Consider the following 19,085-nt stretch of genomic DNA (forward strand, 5'->3'; position numbering starts at 1 on the left):
TCCTCTGGTGCTTCTCTTTCATCTTTTCGGAAGCCGGCCCGGGTCAACCCGATCGCTTGCCGCTCATCTCAAGGATCTTCACCTTGAATACCGATATGCGCTCCAGCTCCGCGTCTTGATATGCGAAGGACGGTTCGTCCGAATACTGGGCCATGATAATATCGAGGGCCCTGCGGCACGCCTCCGGCGCCGAAATGAATTCCACCTTGCCGAAACCGATGACGCTCCGAAAGGCCATGCCCCATTTGCAGGGCACCTCCCCCGCGGAGACCGAAACATCCACATCGAATTCGAAGCAGACCCGGGGATTTTGCCGGAGGAGATCCAGCTTCTTTCCCTTCCGGGCCGAGTGGAAATAGAGGCTGTCGCCGTCGTATCCGAAAGAGAGGGGAATGATGTAGGGGCCGTCTCCGTCCAGCATCGCCAGCCGGCAGACCCTTGCCTTCCGGATCACGGCATCGATCTCCGACCGAAGGGTGATCTCCTTGTCCGTTCGTCTCATATCCTTCTTCCTGTGTCTTCCTATTTCAAGGTTTCTTCTTCTGGTAGTGCGCCTCGAGCCGGTCATAGGCGGCATTGAGGATCTGCATGATCTCCTTGGAGGTTTTAAACCGCTCCGGATCGTCAATAAACCGGTCGGAATGGTATTTTTTCACCTCCCGGTTCCTGGCCTTCCGGACCGCCTCCAGGGAGGCGGGCGGCACGAGGCCGAAGACGGCCAGATCCTCCTCGACCTTGGGCGGGACGCCGCCGTCGGACGAAGCGCTTCCGGCACCCTCCTTTGCCTTGAAACGGGGGTCACCGTCCAGGGAGGCGCCGTTTCCGGGACCGGTTTCCCCCGCAGCCCCCTCCCGAAACCTTACCCACGGGCGGGGGATGGCCGCTTTGGCGATCCGGTAGAATCTGTTCAGCAGGGAGGCCATGCCATTCGCCCGGCCATGCCTGGATATGCTCTCGGGCCGGCGGTTCCCCGGGGTGCTGAAAAGGTTTTCACCGCCGTGCCGCCCTCACGCTTTCTGCCCATAGGTCTTGAATTTTTCGATGATGCGGTCCATTTCCGCGTCAGGCAGGATCCGGGGCGTCCCCACGGCGCGGGTCTGATAATAGATCCGGGCGACGAACTCGATCTCCTCCGCTGCGGCAAAAGCCTGCGGCAGGTCCCGGCCCACTGTCACCAGGCCATGATTGGCCAGCAGCACGGCGTTGTAAGATCCGATGGCTCCGGCCACACCGGCCGCAAGGCCCGCCGTTCCGAAGGTCTCATAGGGCGCCAGGGGGACCTTCCTCCCTGAAAACCCCACAAGATAATGGACCGCGGGGATTTCCCATCCCAGGCAGGCCATGGTGGTGGCGTACGGGGAATGGGTGTGAACGACGGCCGCCACGTCGGGCCGCGCCCGATAGAGGGCCTGATGAAACCCCAGTTCGCTGGTGGGCTTCCGATCTCCGTCGACGACCGACCCGTCCAGGGTCAAGACCACCACATCCCCGGGCGTGAGGCGGTCGTAGGCGATGCCGGTGGGGGTGACGGCCATGAGCCCGTCGTCCCGCTTGAACAGGCTCAGATTTCCGCCCGTCCCCGTGGTCAGGCCCGCCGCAACCATCCGCATCCCGAACTCGACCACCAGCGATCTTTCCGATGCCAGCAGCATTTCTTCCCTCCCCTACTCCCGCCTCTCTTCCGACAGGTTCGCCAGAATCAGGCCGTAAAACCCCGCCCCTGCCAAGGATTGATAAAACCATCCGAGGTGGGCGCCGCAGGCGCCGCACAGGGCAAAACACCAGTTGTACCCGTCAAACCAGGTGAATTCCAGGGTCGGTCGGCCTTCGGTGACGCACCCTTCCGCCGCGGCAAAGCAGCCGATCTCGAAAACGACGCCGGCCGGATTGTTGAAGACATGGTCAAACCGCCCGCCCACCCTGATCCGGTCGGCGGACCTGGCGACGTTGCCGCCGCACCGGACGCACCGGAGCCACCGGTCGTCCCGGTCGGTCGATGCGTCATCCGTCTCCCGCTCCGGGAGCCCCCGGTATCCGCCGGGGCGGTTTTCCTCCCGCCGGAACGCCTCGATCCGGTCATGCCGGCGCCCGTCGATCCCAGGGCGAGCATCGGGGTGTGCTTTCCGCGGATGCATCATCGCCCTCCTCCGTTGTGATCCCCGTTCTCCATGCCGCGGCGGCAATCCTCCCGCCATGACGCCAGGGCCATACTATCCTGATGGAGGCCGTTAGTAAAGACCGATCCCTCGGGGTCCGGCCAAAAAACGCCGGGATGGGGCGCTGTCCGTCGGGCGAATGCGACCCCGGACTTGATCTTTTCAAAACGGTGTGTATAGTGGTCATAAGAATTTGACATGGTATGGATTTTTCACCGGCATCCGCCACGGAACCGGTCCGCATGCCCCTGACCGGGAAGGAAAAAAAGGAAAACATGAAACATGCCGTCCGCGGCCTGGCCGCACTGCTTCTTTTCTCTTTTCTCCTCCCGGCGCACGGCGTCGCGGCGGCGTGGTGGGTGATTGGAACTGTCAAAGGGGAAAAAATAAAGCATAAAGGCATCGCTGTCCGCCTTGTCCGGGTGGGCGACCCCATGGAGTCGCCCGTCGGAAAAACCATGACCAACAAAAGCGGACAGTACGCCTTTTCCGATCCGGGCGAAGGGCTTCCGCCGAGTGCCTACAAGGTCGTTCTCAAGGTCACGTCCGAGCTTTCCATCGACGTCAGCCTGGAGGAAATGGAGCCCCGGGGATGGATGCCGACCATCATCCCGCCGGTCACCGTCTACTGGTAGCGGTGCCGGCGAAAGGGTCCGCTGCCCCGCCTTACGCCGTAAGGGAGATGCTGCGCTCCCGAAGCAGCCCTGAATGTCCCCGCGGAAAGACGGGTTTCAGAAAAAAAGCACACCATCGTTAAAAAAAACTTGCCTTTTTTTTTCTTTTGCATTAAAAAGCGCGCGTCTTTTTTTTTGACTGCAAAGAATAGGAGATTTATGTCACCCGATTAGCAGCGCCGGCCAGCCGCCCGTATGGGTCTTTCTGAACCCGGCGCTATTTTGTCACAACCCAATCAGAAAATACCCAGAAAGAGGGGGGCGAATGGATGATTAAAGAAGCTCTTGTCGGTCGCGACGTCGTTCATCCTTTTAAGAAAGCCGCTGCTGCAAAGCCTTGGCCTGAACATCATAATCTTCTCTCCGACGAAACACCTCAGGATCACTTTATAACAAGAGATGATACTGTTTTCGCCGGCATACACCTGATCATCGATCTGTGGGGCGCAAAGCACCTGGATGACCTCGAACGGATGGAGAAGGCGCTGCGGGAATGTGTTGACAAAGCAAAAGCAACGCTCCTGCACATTCACCTTCACCATTTCACACCCAACGGGGGCATTTCCGGCGTGGCCGTGCTGGCCGAGTCGCATATCAGCGTGCATACCTGGCCGGAGCGGGATTTCGCCGCATTTGACGTGTTCATGTGCGGAAATTCACGGCCCGCCGAGGCCATCCCCGTACTGAGCAACGCGTTCTATCCGAAAAAGATTATCGTCAGTGAAAATCTTAGAGGGGTGCTGGATCATGCGTAACTTTACGGAGACCCTGTATGACGCCTTTGCCCAGGAGTTTCGGGTGGATGAGATGCTGCACGAGGTGAAAACCGAGCATCAGCACCTGCTGATCTTCAAGAATGCCGCGTTTGGGCGGATCATGGCCCTGGACGGCATCGTTCAGACCACCCAGAAGGATGAATTCATCTATCATGAAATGATGTCGCACGTGCCGATTTTCGCCCACGGAAATGTCCGCAAGGTCCTGATCGTGGGAGGCGGCGACGGCGGGATGCTGAGGGAGGTCTGCCGTCATGAGACCGTCCAGCGGATTACCCAGGTGGAGATCGACCAGGCGGTGATCGACATGTGCCGGGAGTACCTTCCGGGGCACAGTGACGGCGCCTATGACGACCCGAGAGCAACCATCGTGATCGACGACGGCATCCATTTCGTTCAGAAGACCGACGAGACATTCGACGTCATCATCTCCGACAGCACCGATCCGCTCGGGCCCGGAGAAGCGCTTTTCACGGAATCGTTTTACGCCGCGTGCAGGCGGTGCCTCACCCCCGGCGGCGTGCTGGTGACCCAGAACGGTGTGCCGTTCCACCAGATGGATGAAATCCGGCAGACGGGCCTGCACCTCAAGGCCCTCTTCCAGGACTGGCATTTCTTCATGGCCGCCGTGCCGAGCTACATCGGCGGCGCCATGAGCTTTGCGTGGGCGACGGACAACCCCGGGCTCCGGCATGTCGATCCTGCCGTCCTCAGGGAGCGGTACCGGAAGAGCGGGCTTACCACCCGCTATTACAATCCGGAAATCCATTTTTCCGCTTTCGCACTGCCCCAGTATGTGCTGAAGGCGATTGGGAAGGAAGATAATGAATACCTTTAAAATATCATCCGCCGAATCGGACGCCTTCTACCGTGAGCTCGTCAAGACCCATGGAGGTCCCCTGTTTCTGCTGGACTGCGACATTGCACGGCAGCAGTACCGGTCGCTCCGGCAGGCGCTTCCCGACGTCGATCTCTATTACGCCGTCAAGGCCCTGCCCCATCCCGACCTCATCTCGCTCCTCCACGAGGAAGGGGCCGGGTTCGATATCGCCAGTTCGGGCGAAATCGACCTGGTGCGGCAGCTCCATATCGCGCCGCGAAGGACCATCCACACCCACCCTATCAAGCGGGACCGGGATATCCGGGATGCCCTTCGCTACGGCTGCACCACCTTCGTGGTCGACAACCCGGATGAACTGCTGAAGTTTCTCCCCTACCGCAACCGGGTGGGGATTCTCCTCAGGGTCAGCTTCAGGAGTCCGTCGGCCCTGGTGGACCTGTCCAGGAAATTCGGGTGCGCCGTGGAGCAGGTCCCGGAGATCCTGGGCCTGGCCGAGCGGACCGGGATCCACATCAAGGGGCTCTCCTTCCATGTGGGGTCCCAGTGTACGGACACCCGCCAGCAGGTCCGGGCCATCGAGACCTGCAATCTGCTGATCCGGCAGCATCATGATGTGGCCACCATGCCCATCAGCATCCTCGACATCGGGGGCGGATTTCCGGTCTCCTACGAATGGCGGCCGGTCGATATCGCGGTCTACTGCGCCCCCATCCGGGAGGCCCTGGCCCAGCTCCCGTCACATGTGCGGGTCATCGCCGAGCCGGGGCGCTATATCTGCGCCCCCGCGGCCAGGACCGTCACGACCGTGGTGGGCCGGGCCGACCGCCAGGGCATGAGCTGGTATTATCTGGACGACGGCGTCTACGGCTCCTTCAGCGGGCAGATCTTCGACCATGTGCGCTACCCGCTGGAGATCTTCGCGAACGACGGCCCCGTCCGGCCGAGCGTGTTCGCGGGGCCGACCTGCGACAGCATCGATGTGGTCGCAGAAGACATTGCCCTGCCCGATCTCCCCCTGGGGAGCATCGTTGTCGGGCACATGATGGGGGCCTACACGGCGGCGACGGCCACCGAGTTCAACTCGCTCAAAAAGGCCAAAATCCTGGTCCAGAACCGCCACAGCGGATTCGGGGCGGCCCTTCCCCTGCCGGAGCATTTCATCAGCGCCATAGGGATGACCCCGCCGCGGGGCCAGGGATGGGTCCACTGACGGCTGCGGGACTTTCCCGTTATTCCTGAACCATAACCCCCGCCGCGGCGGGACGGTCTGAGCTCAAAGGGGTGCCTTCCGGGCGGAGGCACCCCTTTTTTGGATGAGTTTTACCCAGCGTGCGCGATTCAAGTTCGAGAGGGCCGTGTTTCAGCCGCCGGCAATGACGGACCTGGATGCACCCTGACCCTCTGGCTGCGGCCCGGCACCCGCTGAGGCGCGGACCGGACATCATGCCCTGGAGAAAAACGGCAGCATCGAATAGAAAAAAAGGATGAGAATGGTGATGGAGAGACCGATCACCATCAGCGCCTGCTGCCATTTCAACGCGAGGTTCCGCGTGAGCCCCGTATAGATCAGCCACCACTTCCATGGCTCCGCAATAAACAGGAAATAAGGCATCCATGAGGAGAGGAGCGTCACGCCCGCGGAAAAGGCGTAAACGGCGAAAAAACGGCCATAACCGTCCTTTCGGCCGAGGGCCAGGACCGTCACCATGAAGCCCAGACCCGAGGTGATGAACACCATGCCCACGGCGTTGGCCATAAAAATCGCCACGGCAACCAGGGGCCCGACGGCCGCATTCATGAGGCTGGCCAGTGTGAAGATGATGCTGGAGACCATCAGGAAGCAGAACGGCGTCGCCATCCCCATATCAGAAGGCAGTTCGGTGAAAAACCCCTTCGGGTTTGCCAGGAGCTGCGACAGGGTCCGGAAATAGAATCGCACTGAAAATCGTGGGGTCGCCATGAGGTCTTCCGTTACAGCCATCCAAATTTATAGAGAACGCCCAAAATGAGCATGACGATGGTCAGGATAAAGAATACCCGCCGTTCCATTGTCTTCGTGTAATAGGTGACGCCCCCCTCCTGCTGGACTGGCTTCACCGTGTCGTTTTCATCGGTATGATTCATCTGTTTATCCTCTAAGCATGATTGTCGGTTCCGCAAAAAGGCCGATATCTGCGTTACGCTTCACCCCTCGTCACTGCAGCGTACTGTAAGTACGCCGCATTCTTCGGGATTCGCAAGCCTTGATCTTGGCCTTTTTGCGAAACCGTCTGGAAATCGACTTGTTACAAACGCGTCATGATACTGGCCATTTCAAAGAAGAGCTCCTGTTCCCGGACCACCCCGATCACCCTCCCCTTTGCGCGGGTCACCACCAGCCTCCGAATGTTCCGGCTGTACATGAGGTCGGCCAGTTCCATGAGATTGGCGTTTTCGTCCACGGCGGGCGGGGAGTCCGACATGATGTCTGCAATCCGGGTGTCGGCGAGCTTGGCGGCCTGGCTCGTGAACAGTCCGGTCCAGAACATGGCCGAATACTGCATGGAATCGGCCATGGAGGGCTTTGGGGCCGAAAGATAGGCCGGACGGACGGCGGAGATCAGGTCCTGAATGCTCAACATCCCCTCCAGTTCGCCGTCCCGGTCGAACACCAGGATGGACCTGTGGCCGGTTTCCATGACCGAACCGCTGGCGATCAGCCCCTCGAAGGAACGCATCAGCATTTCGATGCCCTCCCTGACGGTCTTCTCCCCCAGGATCGTGGTGTAATGATCCACGGGGATCATGATCTCGCGGGCTTTTTTCTCCCCCCGCCACCTCTCGGTATCTTCGATCGCCTTGTACGCGTCGTTGATCTTGGAGGTCAGAAGGCTGATGTCGCACGGTTTGTTCAGGTAGTCGAAGGCCCCTTTGTCGAGGGAGGCTATAGCCGATTCCACCCCGCCATGCCCGGTCAGCATGATCACCTGGGTCCTGGGCGCGATCTCCTTGATCCTGGCCAGCGCCTCATGGCCGTCCATGCCCGGCATCCGGATATCGAGCACCACCACGTCCGCCGGCTGTTTTTTCAGAATTTCGACCGCCTCCTCCCCGGTTGCGGCCATCATCATGTCAAACCCCTGCTTCCTCAGGATCTTCGACGTGGTCTCGCGAAACTTGTCTTCGTCGTCGACCATCAGGACCTTGATCGGTTGCGGCATCTGCGGCTCCTTTCATGGGTTGTTCCGGTTGGACGCGCGGCTTTCCGCCGTTTGAAGGCCTGCCCTATCCGTCGTCGCCGGCTGCATCCGGCGGCGTCATATATCTCCCGCCGGTCGCGAGCTGGATTTTATCCTCCATGAGCTTCCACCGGAGAAATGCCGCTTCCGTCTTTTGAATCAGTTCTTCCATGCTGGTGGGCTTCATCAGGTAATCCGTGGCCCCCGACTTGAGGCCGTCGACGGCGGATTCGACCGTGGCGTGACCGGTGAGCATGACCACCTCCACGAGGGGAAAGCGCGATTTGATCTCCCTGAGGGTCTGAATGCCGTCCATGCCCGGCATCTTGACATCGAGGACGACCACGTGAATGATGTTCTTTTCCAGAATGTCCAGCGCCTCGGGACCGCTGGCGGCGATCAGCGCATCATATCCGTGCTTTTTCAGAAGTTTCTGGGTGGTGGTGAGAAACCGCATCTCGTCATCCACCAGCAGCAGCTTCATTTTTTCCATGGTGATCCCCTTTCCTGTTTACGTGATGTGCCCCTATTGTTTCGGGGGGGATGATGAGGCCGACGAGGGCAGGGAGATCGTGAAGGTCGATCCGCCTCCCGGCGTGCTGTCCACATCCATGGTCCCGCCCAGGGTATTGATGATGCCGTAGCAAACCGCCAGTCCCAGACCCGTACCTCTTCCCACCGGCTTGGTCGTGAAAAACGGGCTGAAGATCTTCTTTATGTTTTCGGCGTCGATACCGCAGCCGTTGTCTCTGACGACGATCCTGGTCCGCTTGTCGTCTCCCGCCCCGGCTTGGATGGCGATGCTTCCCCCGGAAGGCCCGTGCAGATCCATGACGGCATCCATGGCATTGTTGAAGAGGTTGACCAGGACCTGCTGGAGCTGCCCCGGGTCGCCGTGGACCGGCGGCGTGTTTTCCGCGATCTCCTGAATGATCTCGATCCCGTTGACGCTCGCTTTTTTGGACACCATGGCCACGACCTGCGGGATGAAGGCTTTCAGGTCCACATCCCGCATCTGGGGATCGCTCTGACGCCCGAACTTCAGGATCGCCTGGGTGATGCCGGCGCATCTGTCGATCTGGAGTTTGATCTGGGACATGGAATCTTCGATCTCCGCCAGGGACTCGGACGGCTTGAGCGCGCCGGAGGACGTGAGTTCCGACATGTTCATATCAATCAGGGCCTGCTCGCTGCGGATGATCTGGAGCGGGTTGTTGATCTCATGGGCGAATCCGGCGGCCATCTCCCCCAGCTCCGCCAGCCGCTGGGCCCGGATCAACTGCTGGTTGAGGCTTTCCTTTTCCGTGTCGGTCTCCTGCATCCTCTGGACGATCCGGCCCGAGACGATGAAGGCTACCGTGACGATGGCTCCGAGGCCCAGGAGGGAGATCACGAAGATGCCGTAGGTCGCGGCCCGGAGGGACCTGAAGGCGTCCGCCTTCTCCTTCCGGATCACCAGGAGCCACTCCTTGTCCTTGAGCCATGCCGTGGCGTAGAGATACTCCTCGCCGGTGGCGTCCGGGGCGACATAGGCATGGATGTCGTTCAGCCCTTCGGGATATTCGATGCGGTCAACGGGTTTCTGCATCAGGTCCCGGCCCGAGCGCGGCTGGGTCTGGAGCACCCCCTCCGAGTTGAGCAGATAGGCCTCCCCGGTCCTTCCGATGCGAACCCCCTCCACCAGCCGGGAAAAGAACTGCGTGTCGATGGTGGCCCGAATGGCCCACCGGCCGTCGCTCTGGTCCTTGCTCACGGCGATGATGAAATGGGGCACCTTCCGGTACCCCAGGAAAATATCGCTGATGTAAAGCCCCTCGGAGATGGCCCGCTGAAACCAGGTTTCCCTCCCGTAGTTCTTCCATTTCAGCTCATAGGGGCCTTCATAGGCCACGTGGTTGCCCTCCTGATCGAACACCCCGAGGTCCACGAAGGCGGCCGACCGGGCCTGCAAATTCCGGAAGACATCACTCAGATACTCCGGGCGGCTCAGTTCGTCATAGGAATAGGCGTTGAGGATGAACTCCAGATCGGCGGTGCGTTCGAGGAGAAAGGATTCGATCATCTGGCGGTGGTCGGTAACGATCCGTTTCAGGCTTTCGATGGTGGATGTCGAAAGGGAATTCGTGAAATAATAGTATCCCATGGCCAGGCTCAGGAAGAGCGGAAAGAACGGCACCAGGATCATACTGAGCAAAATTCTGTTCTGTATCGACGAGTAGTAGCTATGCTTCATGCGCTTTCTCCGATTCGACGCCCCGCACGGCCTCAGCCACCTGCCCGAGGCGCGCACCCATGTTGCCGCCATGGAATAAGCAAAGATCGTGCCCCGTCCACTCGCGCCCGAACTATGCTAAAATCCAAATATTTTCATATAGTAACGACATCCGGGCCGGTGGCGGAATCGCCTGTTCTGTCGATAAATTTTACAGCGTGGAAAACCGCCATCGGCGCCCCTGCACCCCTACGCCAGGTCAAAATGCCGGATGACGATCCCCAGGTAGCCGTCCACGGTGATGTCATCGCCGGTGGCGATGAAGCGGACGGCGTCCGGCACCCCGGTGACGCACGGCAGGCCGTATTCCCGGGCGATGATGGCGCCGTGGATGAGCATCCCGCCCCGACGCTCCACCACGGCCGCCGCGAGCGGTACCAGGAAGGTCATATTGGGATCGACCGCGTCGCATACCAGGATCTCGCCGGCCTGGAAGTCGAAGAGGTCGTCCGGCCCGGCCACGACCCGGGCCTTTCCTCGGGCAAGGCCCGGCCCCGCGGGCTGCCCGACGATCTGCCGGGCTTTGATCTCCCGCTCATGGCCCGTCGGCAGGGCATCTTCACGGCCGGGCGGCCTGGGCTCGTCTTTCTTCCGTGCGAGCTCGGCGGTTCGCCGGTCGATCACCCGCAGCAGGTCCGACCGTCCGGCGGGGTCCTCGATGGGCATTGCGGCCTTCATGCGCCGCCGGCCCTCTTCAAAGGCCGTGAGCAGGTGTCCCTCAATCCGGCCCAGGTAGATGTTGTCGTCGTCCCTCAGGCGATAGCTCTCCCTCCCCACGGCCAGCATCTCCCGGGCCCGGGCCTGTTTTTCTCCGGCGAAGCGCGCGAGGAATGCGCTTTCGAGATCCTCCGGACGGCGGGATGCCCCGACGGCGTCGTGCACCGCTGTTTCAGGAAGCCCGGCAAGGGAGAGGAGCATCCGGATCACCCGGTCCCGGTCCTGTATCACGCCGGCGCCCCAGGCCGCAAGGCCGAACTCCTCCATGAACCGTGCCAGGGCCTCCGCAAACGGTCCCTGGGTAGGGGGCGCCCCGGAAGTCAGGGATTCGGCCAGCCGGGCGTCCTTTCGGAGCTTTCCGGCCATCTCCGTGATCATCCGGTTGCGCTGAAGGCTCAGCAGTTCCTCGCCCTTGAGGAGATCCACAAATTCGAAGGGGTCCCGGGGCCGGACCGCCTCATTGTAGACCTGGCCGAAGAGACGGATGCCGTGGGCCAGGGGGATGAACTCATCCCAGTAAACCTGCTTCCATGTCGCGTAGGTTTCCTCCCGGCGGCAAATCTCCTTCGCCAGGTCACCGTCGGTGAGGGACGAAAGATCCCGGCCGGCCATGGCGTGCGCCGCTTCCGCCATCCGGGGTAGCAGAACCTCTTTGACCCGCACCAAGAGTTGTTTCAGGTTTTCGAGGCTGCGGTGCTGGCTCAGATACCAGGCGCGGTTGTCGGCGCCCGCCTCCCCCCGGCCGGCTGCCGTGACGGGCCGGGACTGAAGGATGAAGAGCCGCCCGTCCCGGAAGGTCCATTCCATGTCCTGGGGCACGCCGAAGAGGGCTTCCGCGGTGCCCATCATGCGGAAGAGGGCCGTGACCGCCGAAGGCGTCAGCGGCGGCCGGTCTTTCTCGTCGGCCGAAAGGGGCACGAGGCGGACGCCTTCGCCGCCGTCGTCCGTGACCGGCTTCATGGCCTTGTCCCGCTGGGGGGACCGGTGGGCGAGAACGGCGCCGTCATCCCGGCGGAGGATCCAGGTATCCGGGGCCACATCCCCATCCACGAGCCCCTGGTTGAGGCCGTAGACGGCCTCGATCACCGCCTGGGCCGGATCATTGGGCGAGACGCCGAAGGCCACGCCCGAGACCTCCCCGGCCACGATGGCCTGGACCGCCACCCCCATGGCGCTGTCCGAAGCGGACAACCCCAGTTCCCGCCGGTAGAGCAAAGCCCGGTCCGACCAGAGGGAGGCCCAGACCAGCAGGATATGGCCCAGGACCGAATCGAGGCCGCGGACGTTGACAAACGAATCGTGGAGCCCGGCAAACGAGGTTCCGGCGGCATCCTCCCGGGGGGCCGACGAGCGGACGACCACCGGCCGGCTTCCGAAACGGGATTGGATCGACCCCGACAGTTCGGCCCGGAGGTCGTCCGGCAGGGGCGTCCGGATGAACCGGTTCCGGATGCGGAGGGCCGTGTCCCAGATCTCCTCCCATCGCATCTCCTCGAAAACCTTGCGGTTCAATTCGAGCACGATCCGCGCCTCGAGGCCCGTCGCTTCGACAAACCGCCGATAGGCTTCCACGCCCACGCAAAGGGTGTCGGGAACGGGCAGGCCCTCTGCCGCCATCCGTGCCAGGGCCGTATTCTTCCCGCCGACGATCGCTTCGTCCCCGGGCCGGATATCGCCCAGTTCGTAAACGAGCTTCATGGCGAAAGCTCCCACACGCTGACGTTTTGAAACCGGCTCACCAGGTAGTACTGCTCGACCGAGACCTGGAGGAGGGCGCAGGACGGCGCCTCGACGAACGATGCCAGGTGGGGATGCCTCGCAAGGTAGAGGGCCGCCAGGGGCGCCTTTTCATCCCCTGAAACCTCCGCGGCGCTCCCCAGGACGGTGACGGCGACGGCGTTCCGGAAATCCGACACCTCATTGGCACGGTTGTCGATGAGCAGGGAGACGCGGGGGTTTCCGAGGATATTGGCAAATTTCCGTGTGGCGCGGGTCGTTGCGAAAACGAGGCGGGCGAGTTCCGGGGTCGCGGCAAACGCCACGAGGCTGGTGTACGGGCGGCCGCCGCCGTCGGTGGCGAGGACCGCGAGCTGCTGTCCGCTGAAGAGTTCCCTCATCTGTTGTTCGAATTGGCTTTGTGTCGTCAAGGCCGTTCCTCCGTGTTTCAAACAGGCGCCGATGGATGACTCGCATCCCATCCAGCATATATCCCATGGGGCGGAAAAAGGGAAGCGGGAATCAAATCAGAGTCTTGCAAAGGGCTGCAATCTCGGGTATGCTGGCCTCTTTTTTCGGCCGGGAATCGCGCCGCTGCGCGGCGGGGCCGGGGCGTTTCCGGGGGCCCGGTCCGGAATCATCCTCCGGAATTCCATGGATGAAATTGACGGTCTCGCAAAAATTCGATTACCTACAGAACAAAAGGTGGGCTGCGTGATGGAGGAAATTCGGTTTCACGGCCGCGGCGGACAGGGGACGGTGGTGGCCTCGGTCATCCTCGCCAAGGCTTTTTTCAATGCCGGGTATGATGTTCAGACCTTCCCGGTGTTCGGCGTGGAGCGCCGGGGCGCGCCGGTGGAAGCTTATCTCCGGCTCGACCACCGCAAGATCATGATTCGAAGCAACATCTATGCGCCGAACCACGTGCTGGTCCAGGACATGAAGCTCCTGGGAAGCGTTGATGTGACCCGCGGCCTCAAACCCGGCGGATGGATCCTCCTCAACACCGCCCTGCCCCCGGAGATGCAGGCGTTCAAGGGTTTCCGCGTGGCCGTGGTCGATGCGGGGCGGATCGCTCAGGCCCACCATCTCGGCACCCGCACCCACCCCATCATCAACACGGCCATGGTCGGGGCCTTCGCCAGGATACTGGCGGCGCCGCCCATGGCAGCCCTTGAAGAGGCCATTCGCGGGGAGCTGCCCGTAAAGCAGGAGGAAAACATCGCGGCGGCAAAACAGGCATATGCGGAGGTCAGGTTTACGGACGGAACTACAGGCGGGGAAGACTCATGAAAGACGTTTGGGAAAGCACGGAGGAGGCGCCGATGCGGATATCGCGCTCCAGCATCTCCACGGAGGTCAACATGACCGGCTCCTGGCGCTTTGTGCGGCCGGGATATGATGAAAAGACGGCGCCATGCAGCAGCGCCTGCCCGGCCGGCGAGGACATCGCCCGCATCGAGATGCTCGCGGGCCAGGGCATGTTCCCGGCGGCCTGGGAAACCATCCTGAGGGAAAACCCCTTCCCGGCCGTCTGCGGGCGGGTCTGCTTCCACCCCTGCGAGCGGGTCTGCAACCGCGGGGGGATGGACAGCCCCGTGGGCATCCATCACCTGGAACGCTTCGTCGGCGACATGGCCATCGAAAACGCCTATGCCCTGCCCCACCCCTTCTACGGCGATGAGGCGGAGGTCGGCAGACGGTCCACGGCAAGCAGGCGCATCGCAATCGCCGGCGCCGGCCCCGCCGGGCTCGCAGCGGCCTATTTTCTGGCCCGCCTGGGCCATGCCTGCGATGTGTTCGAGGCCGACAGCGAGCCGGGCGGGGTCCTGAGATGGGGCATCCCCTGGTACCGGCTGCCCGAGGACGTTCTCAAGGCGGAGATTTCCCGGATCCTCGACATGGGGGTCACCATCCACTGCGGGAAACCCGTGACCTCCGAATTCCTCGCGGACGCCGCGGAGACCTACGCCGCCGTCTTGCTGGGATGCGGCTACGGACGCGCCGTCCCCCTGGGCATCCCCGGCCGGGAGAGGGTCCGGGACGGCCTCCGGTATCTCCGCGAGGTCCGGGGCGGAGACAACACCCGCGTCGGCGGGAAGGCGGCCGTCATCGGCGGCGGCAACACCGCCCTCGACGTGGCAAGGTCCCTGGTGCGCCTCGGGGCCGAGACCGTCCTGGTCTACCGGCGGCGTCGGGAGGACATGCCGGCCTTCGCCCATGAAATCGAGATGGCCCTGGCCGAGGGCATTGCGCTCATGGAGCTGGTCGCCCCGGTCCGCATCGACGAGGCGGGCGGACGGTGCGAGCTGACCCTTCAGCGGATGCGGACCACCCGGATGGAGACCCCGGGCGGCCGGTGCCGCGTCGTGCCCGACGGGGACCGGCGCCTCACCCTGACGGTGGACCGGGTGTATGCCGCCATCGGGGCCGAACCGGCGGAGACCTGGCTCGCCCCGCCCGAAGGGCCCGAACTCCTCAGGATGAGCCACTGCGCCCTCTGGGAGCGGCCGGATCTCGGCCTGCCCCTCTTTTTCGGCGGGGACCTCGCGACGCCCGTCAAGAGCGTCACCGATGCCGTAGCCTCGGGAAAACAGGCCGCCATGATGATCGACACCCTGTTCCGCGACGGGAAAGCGGCCATCCCCGAGCGGCTCCATGAATGCCGGGTGGGAGACGGCCCCGCCCTGTCCATGGAGATCTACCTTTCCGGAAAGCGCAGATCCCGAAACCCGGCCATCGTCTCCTACGCGTCCGTCAACACCGATTATTTCTCCCCGGCCGACCGGGCCGCCCCGCCCGTGCTTGCCCCCTCGGACCGGCGGAGCGCCTTTGACGAGGTCGAGGGGCGCTACGAAAAAGAGGCCGCCGTGAGGGAGGCTTCGCGGTGCTTCAACTGCGGCATCTGCAACGACTGCGACAACTGCCGCCTCTATTGTCCGGAGGTCGCGATTCACATCGACGGCACCCGGTGCATCAATCTGGATTACTGCAAGGGGTGCGGCATCTGCGTGGTGGAATGCCCCAGAAACGCCATGACCCTTGGGGAGGAGACGTCATGAAAGAAGTGGTGGAAGGAAGTCACGCCGTTTCCGAAGCGGTCCGGCTGGCCAGGGTTCAGGTGATGTCGGCCTATCCCATCACCCCCCAGACCCACATCGTGGAGGCCCTGTCGGAATACTGTTCCGACGGCAGGATGAACGGCCGCTTCATCTGCGTCGAGAGCGAGCATTCGGCCATGGCCGCGGTGATCGGCGCGGCCAGCGGCGGGGTCCGGACCTTCACGGCCAGCTCCTCCCACGGCCTGGCGCTCATGCACGAACTCCTCCACTGGTCCTCCGCGGCCCGGCTGCCCATCGTCATGGCCGAGGTCAACCGCGCCCTGGGGCCGGGGTGGAACATCTGGATGGACCAGACCGACAGCCTCGCCCAGCGGGACACGGGCTGGATCCAGCTCTACGTCGAGGACGGCCAGGAAGCCCTGGACACCACCCTCCTGGCCTTCCGCCTGGCCGAAGCCGCCAGCCTGCCGGTCATGGTGGTGCTGGACGCGTTCTTTCTCTCCCATACCTACGAGCCGGTGGACATCCCCGACCAGGAGGCGGTGGACCGCTTTCTGCCGCCCTATCGGCCGAGGGTCCAGCTCGACACCCGGGACCCCTTCGCCCTGAGCCAGATGGCGCCCCCCGGGTGCTACATGGAGATGCGCCACGACATCCAGGCGGGCATGCGCCGGGTGCCCGATCTCCATGCGGCGGCGGAGGACGCCTTCTCCGACATCTTCGGACGGCGCTACGGCATCCTCGACGCCTACCGGTGCGAGGACGCCGAGATCATCCTGGCCATGGCCGGCACGGCCGTCAGCACGAGCCGGGAGGTGGTGGACGAACTCAGGAGCCGCGGCGAAAAGGCGGGGCTCCTGAAGATCCGGATGTTCCGCCCGTTTCCGACGGAACTGCTGCGGCGCCTCGCGGGAGGGGCAAAAAAAATTGCGGTGATCGACCGGAATTTCTGCTTCGGGGTGGGCGGCATCTTCGCCCAGGAGATCCGGGCCGCCCTGTACAACGCCGGGGCTCGGCCCGAGGTCCACAGCTTCGTCACCGGCATGGGCGGGCGGGACGTCACGCCCGAAATCATCCAGGAGATCTACGGCCTTGCGAAGGCGGCGGATCGCCCGGAACCCGAGAGCGTCTGGGTCGGCCTGGACCCCGCAACGTGTCCGGTATGCAAAACCGCCTGAACGGCGGGCATCACTCAAGAAAAGAGGGTTCAAACATGATCCATTCCTCCCTTCCCCGGACCGACTACATGTCTTCCGGACATGTGGGCTGCCCCGGCTGCGGCGCCACGGTGGCCATGAAATTCGCCCTTCGCGCCCTGGGCGAGAAGACCATGCTGGTGATCCCGGCTTGCTGCTGGGCCATCATCGCCGGATCCCACCCCCAGACCTCCCTCAAGGTCCCGGTGCTGCACACCGCATTCGCCACGGCCGGCGCCGCGGCCAGCGGCCTGCGCGCAGCCCTCGACATGAAAGGCGACACCGAGACCACCGTCGTGGCCTGGGCCGGCGACGGCGGCACCTTCGACATCGGTTTTCAGGCCCTCTCCGGAGCGGTGGAGCGCAACGAGGATTTCATCTATGTGTGCTACGACAACGAAGCCTACATGAACACCGGGGTCCAGCGGAGTTCGTCGACCCCCTTCGGGACCCGCACCACCACCACGCCCGGCGCGAGCTGGAAGCACACCCGGAAGAAGAACATCGTGGAGGCCCTGGCCGCCCACCGCATCCCCTACGCCGCCACCGCCAGCATCGCCTTTCCCGAGGATATGATCCGGAAGTTCGAGCGGGCCCGGGACCTCAAGGGCGGCAGCCGGTTCATCCACGTATACGCCACCTGCCCCACCGGCTGGCGGGTCCCCACGGACCAGTGCATCAAGATCGCGCGCCTGGCCGTCCAGACCCACGCCTTCCCCCTCTACGAGGTGGAGGACGGGGTGCGCTACACCCTGAATTACGACAGCGGCACCCCCCGTCCGGTCAAGGACTACCTGTCGGTCCAGGGGCGCTTCAAACATCTTACCGACGCCGATTACACAACCATCCAGGCGATGGTGGATGAAGACCGGATGCTGCTCGCGCGCAAGGCTGCGGCCGGGCCGCTGCAGGCCTGCGTCTGATCCGGAACCACGGCGGAGGAAGGGGATGCGGCAGAAGGCGGAAAAGCGGATCCGGGAGGCGGCGGCAGGGATCGGATGCGGACCCTTCCGGTTGGATGCCGTCCGGGCCGGGGCCGGACTTCATCCCCGGGTCTTCGACAAAACCATCATCGACATGGCGCGGGTGGGCGCCATCACCCTGGCGCCACTGGAGGATGGCTGCGAGGAGACGGCCGGCCTGGTCCGCCGCGGCGACCGGATCTATGCCCGGTTTGACTTCGCCGCCGCCCCCGGCCCTGCGCCGTCGCCCCCGGAAACGAACGAAGCCCCGGCCGGCAGCAAGCCCCCTCCTCCTGCTCCCATGGACGCCGTGGTCGTCATCCTCCGGAACCTCCTTCCCGGAGAGTGGGAAGCCTTTTCCGACAGATGCCTGACCCGGGAAGGGAAAAGCCCCCATGAAAAAATCGAGGAGATGATCCGAGGGCATCTTTACACTCGCGAGTGATCGGCCCCAAGGGTCCCGGGGCGGCGCTCTCTCCGGAAAGGATGGGCCGCTTATCCCCTTCGGCCGCCCATCCCCGGCTCCGAATACATGATCCTCGCCTGGGCCGCGAAGCCCAGGAGGATCATGCCGAAAAAGGCCCAGGGAACGATGTCGGGGTCCAGGGCGACCGACTGGATCACCAGGACGGCGCCGAAGAGGGAAGAGAGGAAAATCACGGCCCAGTCGAACAGGAACGCCAAAAGGGCGATCCCCACCACCCCGCCGGCGAGGCAGATCAGCCATGTGAACTGGGTCTCCTGAAATCCCATGGTTTTGACGAGATGGAGGGTGACATAGGCCCCAACCGTGAATCCCGCGAGGCCGACGGCGATCCGCTTCAGGAAAAAGGCGCAGGTGGCGAACAGGATGCCGATCCCGACGGCAACGCCCAGGATGACGACGTCCTCCCGGGGACCCAGAAATCTTTCGGCATAGGTCAGCCCCGCGAGGAGACCGATGCTCCCGACAAAAAGCCAGAAAAGCTTTCTGCCGATGAAAAGAATCATAATGCCGATGACCGTGCCCGGGATGTTTACCATGATCGCTCCTTGTCCAACTATGGTTGATGGTCTCATAAAAAGTTGATTTTCAGACGGTTTCGTAAAAGTTTGAGATCAAGGCTTGCGAATCCCTATGAATGCGGCGTACTGATAGTCCGCCGCAGTGCCGAGGGATGAATCATAACGCAGATATCGGACGTTTACGGAACCGTCAGGGTTAGAACCGGTGATTCGGGAACATGGCAGGGCGCCGTCTGTGATGCGCCCTTGCGTCCCCTGTCCGAAAGCGGTATATTCTACCAGATTAAGGCGCTGATCTCAACACTACACTGATATTGCGCACGCCGGAAATGCGCCGCGATGAATCCATCCCATGCCGGTCCAAGGTGAAACCATGAAATATCGCAATCGTCACGCCCGGAGCCCCGTCCTTCGAACGGCGCTCCTGTGGATGCTTCTTCTTGCGGCCGGGTCCCCGGCCATGCGCGCGCGTGCCGCCGAGCTTGACGGG

General features: G+C 62.8%; 21 protein-coding genes. 9 read left to right on the forward strand and 12 right to left on the reverse strand.

Features of this window, described 5'->3' with window-relative positions; all coding sequences use genetic code 11:
• Nucleotides 1–43: 43 nt before the first annotated feature.
• From ACEW8N_RS15240 to ACEW8N_RS15255, 4 genes are all read right to left on the reverse strand, one after another.
• Nucleotides 44–502, reverse strand: a complete 459-nt coding sequence (locus ACEW8N_RS15240) for a pyridoxamine 5'-phosphate oxidase family protein (protein ID WP_373500693.1) — start codon at nucleotides 500–502, stop codon at nucleotides 44–46.
• Nucleotides 503–527: 25 nt separating this feature from the next.
• The gene (locus tag ACEW8N_RS15245) at nucleotides 528–923 is read right to left on the reverse strand and encodes a DnaJ family molecular chaperone (protein WP_373500694.1); all 396 of its coding nucleotides are present in this window, start codon (nucleotides 921–923) and stop codon (nucleotides 528–530) included.
• Nucleotides 924–1,007: 84 nt separating this feature from the next.
• Nucleotides 1,008–1,652 (reverse strand): L-fuculose-phosphate aldolase, encoded by a 645-nt coding sequence (locus tag ACEW8N_RS15250; RefSeq protein ID WP_373500695.1) that lies wholly within the window; start codon nucleotides 1,650–1,652, stop codon nucleotides 1,008–1,010.
• Between the two features lie 12 nt (nucleotides 1,653–1,664).
• Nucleotides 1,665–2,138, reverse strand: a complete 474-nt coding sequence (locus ACEW8N_RS15255; RefSeq protein ID WP_373500696.1) for a cereblon family protein — start codon at nucleotides 2,136–2,138, stop codon at nucleotides 1,665–1,667.
• A gap of 293 nt (nucleotides 2,139–2,431) precedes the next feature.
• Between ACEW8N_RS15255 and ACEW8N_RS15260 the strand changes: the two genes are divergently transcribed.
• The 4 genes from ACEW8N_RS15260 (at nucleotide 2,432) to ACEW8N_RS15275 (ending at nucleotide 5,657) form a co-directional block, all read left to right on the forward strand.
• Complete coding sequence (locus tag ACEW8N_RS15260) at nucleotides 2,432–2,791, forward strand: hypothetical protein (RefSeq protein ID WP_373500697.1); 360 nt, start codon at nucleotides 2,432–2,434, stop codon at nucleotides 2,789–2,791.
• A gap of 308 nt (nucleotides 2,792–3,099) precedes the next feature.
• A complete protein-coding gene (speD, locus tag ACEW8N_RS15265; RefSeq protein ID WP_373500698.1) occupies nucleotides 3,100–3,585 on the forward strand; it encodes an adenosylmethionine decarboxylase in 486 nt (161 codons plus the stop codon).
• Nucleotides 3,578–4,444 carry a polyamine aminopropyltransferase gene (gene speE / locus ACEW8N_RS15270; protein WP_373500699.1) on the forward strand — a complete coding sequence of 289 codons (867 nt, stop codon included), beginning with the start codon at nucleotides 3,578–3,580 and terminating at the stop codon, nucleotides 4,442–4,444. The genes speD and speE overlap by 8 nt, the downstream gene beginning before the upstream one ends.
• Entirely contained in the window at nucleotides 4,431–5,657 is a 1,227-nt protein-coding gene (locus ACEW8N_RS15275; protein ID WP_373500700.1) for a type III PLP-dependent enzyme, read from the forward strand. Before speE ends, ACEW8N_RS15275 begins: the two co-directional genes overlap by 14 nt.
• Before the next feature lie 231 nt (nucleotides 5,658–5,888).
• Here ACEW8N_RS15275 and ACEW8N_RS15280 read toward each other — a convergent pair whose 3' ends face one another.
• From ACEW8N_RS15280 to ACEW8N_RS15310, 7 genes are all read right to left on the reverse strand, one after another.
• Nucleotides 5,889–6,407 (reverse strand): YIP1 family protein, encoded by a 519-nt coding sequence (locus ACEW8N_RS15280; RefSeq protein WP_373500701.1) that lies wholly within the window; start codon nucleotides 6,405–6,407, stop codon nucleotides 5,889–5,891.
• A gap of 11 nt (nucleotides 6,408–6,418) precedes the next feature.
• The gene (locus ACEW8N_RS15285) at nucleotides 6,419–6,571 is read right to left on the reverse strand and encodes a hypothetical protein (RefSeq protein WP_373500702.1); all 153 of its coding nucleotides are present in this window, start codon (nucleotides 6,569–6,571) and stop codon (nucleotides 6,419–6,421) included.
• A 161-nt stretch (nucleotides 6,572–6,732) separates the two neighbouring features.
• Nucleotides 6,733–7,647: a response regulator gene (locus ACEW8N_RS15290; protein ID WP_373500703.1), complete on the reverse strand. Its 915-nt coding sequence runs from the start codon at nucleotides 7,645–7,647 to the stop codon at nucleotides 6,733–6,735.
• A gap of 64 nt (nucleotides 7,648–7,711) precedes the next feature.
• Nucleotides 7,712–8,158 carry a response regulator gene (locus ACEW8N_RS15295; RefSeq protein ID WP_373500704.1) on the reverse strand — a complete coding sequence of 149 codons (447 nt, stop codon included), beginning with the start codon at nucleotides 8,156–8,158 and terminating at the stop codon, nucleotides 7,712–7,714.
• 33 nt (nucleotides 8,159–8,191) lie between these two features.
• A complete protein-coding gene (locus ACEW8N_RS15300; protein WP_373500705.1) occupies nucleotides 8,192–9,898 on the reverse strand; it encodes an ATP-binding protein in 1,707 nt (568 codons plus the stop codon).
• A 228-nt stretch (nucleotides 9,899–10,126) separates the two neighbouring features.
• Nucleotides 10,127–12,352, reverse strand: a complete 2,226-nt coding sequence (locus tag ACEW8N_RS15305) for a PEP/pyruvate-binding domain-containing protein (RefSeq protein WP_373500706.1) — start codon at nucleotides 12,350–12,352, stop codon at nucleotides 10,127–10,129.
• Nucleotides 12,349–12,801, reverse strand: a complete 453-nt coding sequence (locus tag ACEW8N_RS15310; protein ID WP_373500707.1) for a pyridoxamine 5'-phosphate oxidase family protein — start codon at nucleotides 12,799–12,801, stop codon at nucleotides 12,349–12,351. Before ACEW8N_RS15310 ends, ACEW8N_RS15305 begins: the two co-directional genes overlap by 4 nt.
• 286 nt (nucleotides 12,802–13,087) lie before the next feature.
• On the opposite strand from ACEW8N_RS15310, the gene ACEW8N_RS15315 reads away from it, so the two are divergent.
• Genes ACEW8N_RS15315 through ACEW8N_RS15335 form a run of 5 tightly spaced genes read left to right on the forward strand, consistent with a single transcriptional unit; the run spans nucleotide 13,088 to nucleotide 18,035 of the window.
• Nucleotides 13,088–13,663: a 2-oxoacid:acceptor oxidoreductase family protein gene (locus tag ACEW8N_RS15315; protein WP_373500715.1), complete on the forward strand. Its 576-nt coding sequence runs from the start codon at nucleotides 13,088–13,090 to the stop codon at nucleotides 13,661–13,663.
• Nucleotides 13,660–15,432, forward strand: coding sequence for an FAD-dependent oxidoreductase (locus ACEW8N_RS15320; protein ID WP_373500708.1), 1,773 nt, complete (start codon nucleotides 13,660–13,662; stop codon nucleotides 15,430–15,432). Before ACEW8N_RS15315 ends, ACEW8N_RS15320 begins: the two co-directional genes overlap by 4 nt.
• The gene (gene porA / locus ACEW8N_RS15325) at nucleotides 15,429–16,610 is read left to right on the forward strand and encodes a pyruvate ferredoxin oxidoreductase (RefSeq protein ID WP_373500709.1); all 1,182 of its coding nucleotides are present in this window, start codon (nucleotides 15,429–15,431) and stop codon (nucleotides 16,608–16,610) included. The genes ACEW8N_RS15320 and porA overlap by 4 nt, the downstream gene beginning before the upstream one ends.
• A 35-nt stretch (nucleotides 16,611–16,645) precedes the next feature.
• Nucleotides 16,646–17,551, forward strand: coding sequence for a thiamine pyrophosphate-dependent enzyme (locus ACEW8N_RS15330; protein ID WP_373500710.1), 906 nt, complete (start codon nucleotides 16,646–16,648; stop codon nucleotides 17,549–17,551).
• Nucleotides 17,552–17,576: 25 nt separating this feature from the next.
• Nucleotides 17,577–18,035 carry a hypothetical protein gene (locus ACEW8N_RS15335; RefSeq protein ID WP_373500711.1) on the forward strand — a complete coding sequence of 153 codons (459 nt, stop codon included), beginning with the start codon at nucleotides 17,577–17,579 and terminating at the stop codon, nucleotides 18,033–18,035.
• Between the two features lie 50 nt (nucleotides 18,036–18,085).
• On the opposite strand, the gene ACEW8N_RS15340 is transcribed toward ACEW8N_RS15335, so the two are convergent.
• Nucleotides 18,086–18,613: a hypothetical protein gene (locus ACEW8N_RS15340; RefSeq protein ID WP_373500712.1), complete on the reverse strand. Its 528-nt coding sequence runs from the start codon at nucleotides 18,611–18,613 to the stop codon at nucleotides 18,086–18,088.
• Nucleotides 18,614–19,085 lie beyond the last annotated feature (472 nt).

It is taken from the genome of Desulfococcus sp. (assembly GCF_041737845.1).
Lineage (GTDB): Bacteria > Desulfobacterota > Desulfobacteria > Desulfobacterales > Desulfococcaceae > Desulfococcus.

Bases quoted from the DNA above. Each gene is read 5' to 3' on its own strand.
- ACEW8N_RS15275 (WP_373500700.1), top strand. From the start codon at position 4,431: ATGAATACCTTTAAAATATCATCCGCCGAATCGGACGCCTTCTACCGT.
- ACEW8N_RS15240 (WP_373500693.1), bottom strand. From the start codon at position 502: ATGAGACGAACGGACAAGGAGATCACCCTTCGGTCGGAGATCGATGCC.
- ACEW8N_RS15260 (WP_373500697.1), top strand. From the start codon at position 2,432: ATGAAACATGCCGTCCGCGGCCTGGCCGCACTGCTTCTTTTCTCTTTT.
- ACEW8N_RS15300 (WP_373500705.1), bottom strand. From the start codon at position 9,898: ATGAAGCATAGCTACTACTCGTCGATACAGAACAGAATTTTGCTCAGT.
- ACEW8N_RS15250 (WP_373500695.1), bottom strand. From the start codon at position 1,652: ATGCTGCTGGCATCGGAAAGATCGCTGGTGGTCGAGTTCGGGATGCGG.
- speE (WP_373500699.1), top strand. From the start codon at position 3,578: ATGCGTAACTTTACGGAGACCCTGTATGACGCCTTTGCCCAGGAGTTT.
- ACEW8N_RS15340 (WP_373500712.1), bottom strand. From the start codon at position 18,613: ATGGTAAACATCCCGGGCACGGTCATCGGCATTATGATTCTTTTCATC.
- ACEW8N_RS15245 (WP_373500694.1), bottom strand. From the start codon at position 923: ATGGCCTCCCTGCTGAACAGATTCTACCGGATCGCCAAAGCGGCCATC.
- ACEW8N_RS15290 (WP_373500703.1), bottom strand. From the start codon at position 7,647: ATGCCGCAACCGATCAAGGTCCTGATGGTCGACGACGAAGACAAGTTT.
- ACEW8N_RS15285 (WP_373500702.1), bottom strand. From the start codon at position 6,571: ATGAATCATACCGATGAAAACGACACGGTGAAGCCAGTCCAGCAGGAG.
- ACEW8N_RS15280 (WP_373500701.1), bottom strand. From the start codon at position 6,407: ATGGCGACCCCACGATTTTCAGTGCGATTCTATTTCCGGACCCTGTCG.
- porA (WP_373500709.1), top strand. From the start codon at position 15,429: ATGAAAGAAGTGGTGGAAGGAAGTCACGCCGTTTCCGAAGCGGTCCGG.
- speD (WP_373500698.1), top strand. From the start codon at position 3,100: ATGATTAAAGAAGCTCTTGTCGGTCGCGACGTCGTTCATCCTTTTAAG.
- ACEW8N_RS15295 (WP_373500704.1), bottom strand. From the start codon at position 8,158: ATGGAAAAAATGAAGCTGCTGCTGGTGGATGACGAGATGCGGTTTCTC.
- ACEW8N_RS15315 (WP_373500715.1), top strand. From the start codon at position 13,088: ATGGAGGAAATTCGGTTTCACGGCCGCGGCGGACAGGGGACGGTGGTG.
- ACEW8N_RS15335 (WP_373500711.1), top strand. From the start codon at position 17,577: ATGCGGCAGAAGGCGGAAAAGCGGATCCGGGAGGCGGCGGCAGGGATC.
- ACEW8N_RS15255 (WP_373500696.1), bottom strand. From the start codon at position 2,138: ATGATGCATCCGCGGAAAGCACACCCCGATGCTCGCCCTGGGATCGAC.
- ACEW8N_RS15305 (WP_373500706.1), bottom strand. From the start codon at position 12,352: ATGAAGCTCGTTTACGAACTGGGCGATATCCGGCCCGGGGACGAAGCG.
- ACEW8N_RS15320 (WP_373500708.1), top strand. From the start codon at position 13,660: ATGAAAGACGTTTGGGAAAGCACGGAGGAGGCGCCGATGCGGATATCG.
- ACEW8N_RS15330 (WP_373500710.1), top strand. From the start codon at position 16,646: ATGATCCATTCCTCCCTTCCCCGGACCGACTACATGTCTTCCGGACAT.